The sequence below is a fragment of the Nonomuraea sp. NPDC049784 genome (genome assembly GCF_040659615.1).
Taxonomy (GTDB): Bacteria; Actinomycetota; Actinomycetes; order Streptosporangiales; family Streptosporangiaceae; genus Nonomuraea.
Map to the genome: position 1 here is coordinate 1 of NZ_JBFAMX010000690.1, position 5,039 is coordinate 5,039.

The following is a 5,039-nucleotide window of genomic DNA, read 5'->3' on the forward strand; positions in this document are numbered from 1 at the left end:
GCAGCACCGCCAGCCCGCGCAGCTCGGGCGCGGCCAGCAACGCCTCGATCGCCGGGTCGGAAGAGGAGACGAGGTCGTGGTCGACGCCACGCCAGCCGGTGATGGCCAGCTCGCGCAGCCAGCCCCGGCATCCGGCGAGCACGTTGTCCGGCCGCATCTCGCCTTCCGCGGGCTCCCAGGCCGCGCGGGTGCGGCCCAGCGCCGCGTCGAGCCGGGCGAGCAGGGCGTCGTGCACCGCTCCGAACAGCGCCGCCCGCCCGCCGGCCAGCACCGCGAGGTGCTCGTCGCCGATCGATCCCGCGGCCACTTTCTCCGCTGCCTCGCCGATCCGGTCACCGAGCGGGCTGGCTGCCAGCGCGCCCGCAAGGGCGGCCAGCGCCCCGGACGCCTGCTCGCCGAGCCGGGCGAACCCGTGGGTGAGCGCGTCGTCGAACCCCGCCACCAGGTCGAGTGCCTCGCCGACCCCTGCGGGTGCGTCGCCGAGCAGCTCACCGAGCTGTACGTCCAGCATCACCGCACCGCCTTCCCTGCATGGAGCTCGTCCGCCTTTACCGCCGGAAGCCTGGGCATCAGCGCACCGCCCCCATCGCCGGGAACCAGTGCAGCTCGGCCAGCGGCTCCGTGCTGCCGGGCACCTCGAGGTAGCCCAGGTGACGCAGGAACCGGCTGAACACCACGGCCGCGGGGGTGCGCTCGACCGGCCCGTTGACGCAGGACATCAGGAAGCGGCCCTCCGGCACCTCCACCCCCAGGTAGCGGGCCACCCGGTCGAGGCCGTACTGCAGGACCGCCTCGTCGGCCAGCTGATGAATGTGCTTGCAGGCGTAGCCGTGCAGCGCGCCGCACGGCCGGTTGTTGTTGGTGCTGCAGCTCAGCGCGTGGGTGCCGGCGGTGATCGACGAGACGTAGACCCGCTCGATGTCGGACCCGCTCGACACGACCCCCTGCAACCGCCCGTCGGCCAGCTCGACGAAGGGCACCTTCGCCAGTTTGCGCGGCTCGACAGGCGGCAACACTCGCACCACGCTGCGCTGCTCCCACGCGGCTCTGTCCGCGTCCACGACCTCAGAACCTCCCGCCCCGACCGGCTCGCGAGCGCAGGCGGAAGTGCCCGCGTCTGCGCGACCGGCTGATCAATTGATCCGGGAACTTACCCGACCCCACCGACAGAACGGGCTCAAATGATCAAAGCCCGTGGTGAGGTGAGGCTGTGAGCGATAGACGATCTCTGGGAGGGCTAGTTGGCCTCGTGCTGCGACAGTGCGACCCCCAGTTGTAGATGGCGGTTCCAATGCCATAAAAACAGTCGTCACAAAGACGGGTTTCGGTACATGATCAGGACCATGAACCTTCCCGTACATCCTCTCGCCGGCCAGCGTGTCGGCTAGCGAACCGGCATGAGCGCTGCCCACGACCGCACCGTGGGCGTGCTGCTGACGTCGCAGGCGTTTCGCGGTCTCGGGTACGGCGTGGCCGCCGTCCAGCTCGGCGCTCTCATGGGCAGCGATGGGCTGTCGGCCACCGAGGTCGGTCTGGTGCTCGCGGCAATTCTGGTCGGCAGCTTTCTCACCAGTCTGGCCCTGGCTCGGTGGGGCGACCGCCTCGGCCGCCGCCGTGCCTACGCGGGCCTGTACGCCGCACTGCTCCTGTGCGGCCTGGTCATCGCCACCGGCCTGCCCTGGTGGCTGCTGGCCGTGGCCGCCTTCAGCGGAGCGATGTCGGTCGAGGTCATCGAGTCCGGGCCGTTCACCACGCTGGAACAGGTCATGCTGGCCGGCACCGGGCGCCCCCAGAAGCAGATCGTGCGGGGATTCGGCCTCTACAACGCTATCGCCGCCGTCGCCGGGACGCTCGGCGCGCTCCTGGGGAGCCTGCCCGCCGACCGGGGACTGCTCGGCGGCATTCTGGCCGGCACAGCCGCCGCCGGAATGCTCCTCACCCTCCGGCTGCCCGCCACCGTCGAAGCTCCGGCACCGGCTCCGGCACCCGGACTACCGCAATCGCGCATACTGGCCCGCTCCCGCGGCCCGGTGGCCCGCCTGGCGGGCCTGTTCGCCACCGACAGCCTCGCCGGCGGGTTCGTCATCCAGGCCTATGTCGGCTACTGGCTCGCGGTCCGCTTCGGGGCCACCACCCACACGATCGGGATCACCTTCGCCGTGGCCGGGATCCTCCAGACCGCCTCGCTGCTGGCCGCGCCGCGGGTGGCCAACCGGATCGGGCTGCTGCCCACGATGGTCTTGACCCACCTGCCCGCCAACGTCTTGCTGGCCGCGGTGCCGTTTGCTCCCTCCCTCCCGCCGGCGATCGCCCTCCTGCTCGGGCGTGCCTGCCTGTCGTCGATGGACGTGCCTGCCCGGCAGGCGTACGTGATGGCGATGGTCCCGCCCGAGGAACGCACCGCCGCCGCCGCGATCACCAACACCGCCCGCTACCTCACCAGGCCCCTGGGACCGGCGCTGGCAGGCGTACTGCAATCGGTCAGCCTGGCCGCGCCGTTCCTGTTCGCCGGAGTCGCGAAGATCGGCTACGACCTCGCTCTGTGGCGGCTCTTCCGCCACATCCGGCTGCCCGCCGACCCCCCGCCCCGCCGGGCGCGCTGAACACCCTCGATCACCCAAGGACCTCCTTCACCATGCCCTCGACGCCCCAACACGATGACGTGATCCCGTTCCGCCAGGCCGTACGCGCCTGGCTCGGCATCAGCCTGCAGTCCCTCGGCGGACCGGCTGGACAGATCGCCGTCGTGTAGCGCACGCTGCGCGCCGGGGTCACCGCGGCGACCAACAAGGTCGAGACGTACAACGCCTTCTCCCAGTGGCTGGGGTTCGGCAACAACGGCGTGATCGCCGACAACGACCCCGAAGAGCAGGAGAAGCTGATCAAGTTCAACCCCGAACTCAAGGAGATCGACTTCACCACGGTCGGCTTGGCCGCCTGAGCGTGCCTGCTGGGCTGAGGGCCGGCCGTACGTCCCCAGTGCCGGGCAGCGCGCGTCGGCCGTCGACGGTGACGTAGCGGCGACTGCGGCTACCAGCGGCACATCGTCGGCACGTTCAGGGGCGAGCGGCGGGTGTGGCCGCGGTGAGGGCGTGGCGGGTCGTGAGGGAGCCGAGGTCCAGGCCGCGGTGGGCGAGCAGCTGGTCGGTGCCGATCGGTCGGCCGGGGTTCGCGGTATCCGAGAACGGTCAGGGGCGTCACGACATGGTTTGGTCGAATTCGTGCGGGTCGAGTGCCCGGTGGGCCAGGGGAGTCGGACTGTTCCGGGCGGGGCGCAGTCCGTCGAGGAGGAGGGTGAGGTAGCGCCTCCACAGCTCCGGCGCGACGTGCCGGCTGTGCTCGGCCGTGGCCCCGACCATCATCTGGATGAAAGCGAGCGGCAGACGGCCGAAGGCCTCGACGCCGTGAAGCTGTCCGCCGACTCCCTCCACGTGCGGACATCGATCCTGGCCATCAGGGGGGACCTGGACGAACTGGAGATCACCGGCGCCACGGACACCGCGACGGTCCACCTCACCCTCCGGCGTGACGAGCCCGTGCTCTACAACGGCGGCTCCGGGCTCTTCCCCTTCTTCGGCGGGATCACCGGGCAGTACGCACTACCCGGCCTGACCACCACAGGCACCGTCACCGCCGACGGCACCACTCACCACGTCAGCGGACGCACCTGGTTCGACCGCCAATGGACCCCCCAGTCGGACACCCCGGGTATGGAGATCCCTCGCTTCACCTGGCTCGGACTCGACCTCGGTGCCGGCCGGTACCTGAGCGTCTGGGACACGACAGGCGACGGCACCTCCTGGCTGACCGAGCTCAAGGCCGACGGCACCCACACCATCACCCGCGCCCAGCGCACCGACCGCAACGGCGCCTGGCGGCTTACCATCCCCGACCTCGACGCATCCCTCGACATCACCCACCGCGGGCTGCCGGGCCCCCACGACGGTCTCTACACCGGTGTGTGCTCCGTCACCGGAACGCTCGCAGGCGAAGCCATCGCCGGCCACGGCTACACGGACATCATCGGATAAGTCCCGCCCCACCCACATCCCCGGATGCGAGACACCCCTCCGGCCTGCCCACGCGCGTAACCGAAGGAGCCGGGAGGCGGAGCCGGCCGTGGGGCGCGGGCAGCGCGCGCACCTGTGGTCAGACTGCGGCGTGTACTGCAGCCTGCCGGTGCGAGCGAGACTCCCACGACGCTGTCCTCGGTGATCAAGCCGAGCGCGGCATCGAGGTCCGCGTGACCCACCTCCTACGGCATCAAGCTCGCCAAAGCCCCTCATGCGCGGACATGAGGCATCGACCCCGACCAGTTCACGAATCAAGGAGGTCAGCTCGAAGCGCTCAAGGAGATCAGGGCGGTCCTCCCTCTATCGTTCACAACCTCAGAGGGCTCAACTCCAGAAACATGGCATCCCGCGCCCCGGTGAGGTCCTGCCGGAAGACGCCCTTCATGCGTCGGCTCCCTCCCACTGCGGGATTGTCGATAATATTGTCAACCAGCCTGGTCTGACGAATGGGGAGGACTCCCGTGGCGCCTGGTTCCCCGCTGGAGGAGACGCTGACCGCCCGGCTCAGGGCAGCCGTGCTCGGCGGGGACTTCGTGCCCAACCAGCGGCTGGTCGAGGCGGACGTGTGCGAGCAGTTCGGGGCCACCCGGGCGGCCGTGCGCGAGACGTTCAAAGAACTGGCCGGGGAGGGCCTGGTCGAGATCCTACGGAACAAGGGGGCCCGTGTCCGCGCGGTCTCCAAGGCCGAGGCCATCGAGATCACGGAGGTACGGATGGTGCTGGAGGGCCTGTCCGCCGCGAAGGCCGCCGAACGGGTCACCCCCGAACAGGCCGCGCAACTGCGGGAGATCGTCGCGGAGATGCGCACCGCCGTGGAGTCGAACGATCTGGACCGATATTCGGAGCTTAACGCGTCCCTGCACGCCAAGGTCCGCGAGATCGCCGACCACCGCACGTCTGCGTCGATCATCGAACGGCTCGGGGCGCAGGTGGTGCGGCACAAGTTCCGCCTGGCCCGGCAGCCGG

At 70.2% G+C, this 5,039-nt stretch carries 6 protein-coding genes and 1 pseudogene; 4 read left to right on the forward strand and 3 right to left on the reverse strand.

All coding sequences use genetic code 11. The features are described from left to right. Together AB0J09_RS55885 and AB0J09_RS55890 are read right to left on the reverse strand one after the other, a co-directional pair. A pseudogene (locus AB0J09_RS55885) lies at nucleotides 1-511 on the reverse strand (hypothetical protein); the annotation flags it as partial. 58 nt (nucleotides 512-569) lie between these two features. Further along, a complete protein-coding gene (locus tag AB0J09_RS55890; protein ID WP_360710589.1) occupies nucleotides 570-1,061 on the reverse strand; it encodes a hypothetical protein in 492 nt (163 codons plus the stop codon). Nucleotides 1,062-1,397: 336 nt separating this feature from the next. On the opposite strand from AB0J09_RS55890, the gene AB0J09_RS55895 reads away from it, so the two are divergent. Next, complete coding sequence (locus AB0J09_RS55895; RefSeq protein ID WP_360710591.1) at nucleotides 1,398-2,603, forward strand: MFS transporter; 1,206 nt, start codon at nucleotides 1,398-1,400, stop codon at nucleotides 2,601-2,603. A gap of 155 nt (nucleotides 2,604-2,758) precedes the next feature. Then, nucleotides 2,759-2,941, forward strand: a complete 183-nt coding sequence (locus AB0J09_RS55900; protein ID WP_360710594.1) for a Tn3 family transposase — start codon at nucleotides 2,759-2,761, stop codon at nucleotides 2,939-2,941. A 256-nt stretch (nucleotides 2,942-3,197) separates the two neighbouring features. Here AB0J09_RS55900 and AB0J09_RS55905 read toward each other — a convergent pair whose 3' ends face one another. Beyond that, nucleotides 3,198-3,431 (reverse strand): hypothetical protein, encoded by a 234-nt coding sequence (locus tag AB0J09_RS55905; protein ID WP_360710597.1) that lies wholly within the window; start codon nucleotides 3,429-3,431, stop codon nucleotides 3,198-3,200. Here AB0J09_RS55905 and AB0J09_RS55910 point away from each other — a divergent pair. Beyond that, entirely contained in the window at nucleotides 3,405-4,031 is a 627-nt protein-coding gene (locus AB0J09_RS55910; RefSeq protein ID WP_360710596.1) for a lipocalin-like domain-containing protein, read from the forward strand. The genes AB0J09_RS55905 and AB0J09_RS55910 overlap by 27 nt on opposite strands. 503 nt (nucleotides 4,032-4,534) lie before the next feature. Beyond that, nucleotides 4,535-5,039 (forward strand): GntR family transcriptional regulator (locus tag AB0J09_RS55915; protein ID WP_360710593.1); only part of this gene is annotated, 505 nt, incomplete at its 3' end.

What these genes read in the sequence shown, in the direction of transcription:
- AB0J09_RS55895 (WP_360710591.1), top strand. Translation starts at nt 1,398, where the DNA reads ATGAGCGCTGCCCACGACCGCACCGTGGGCGTGCTGCTGACGTCGCAG.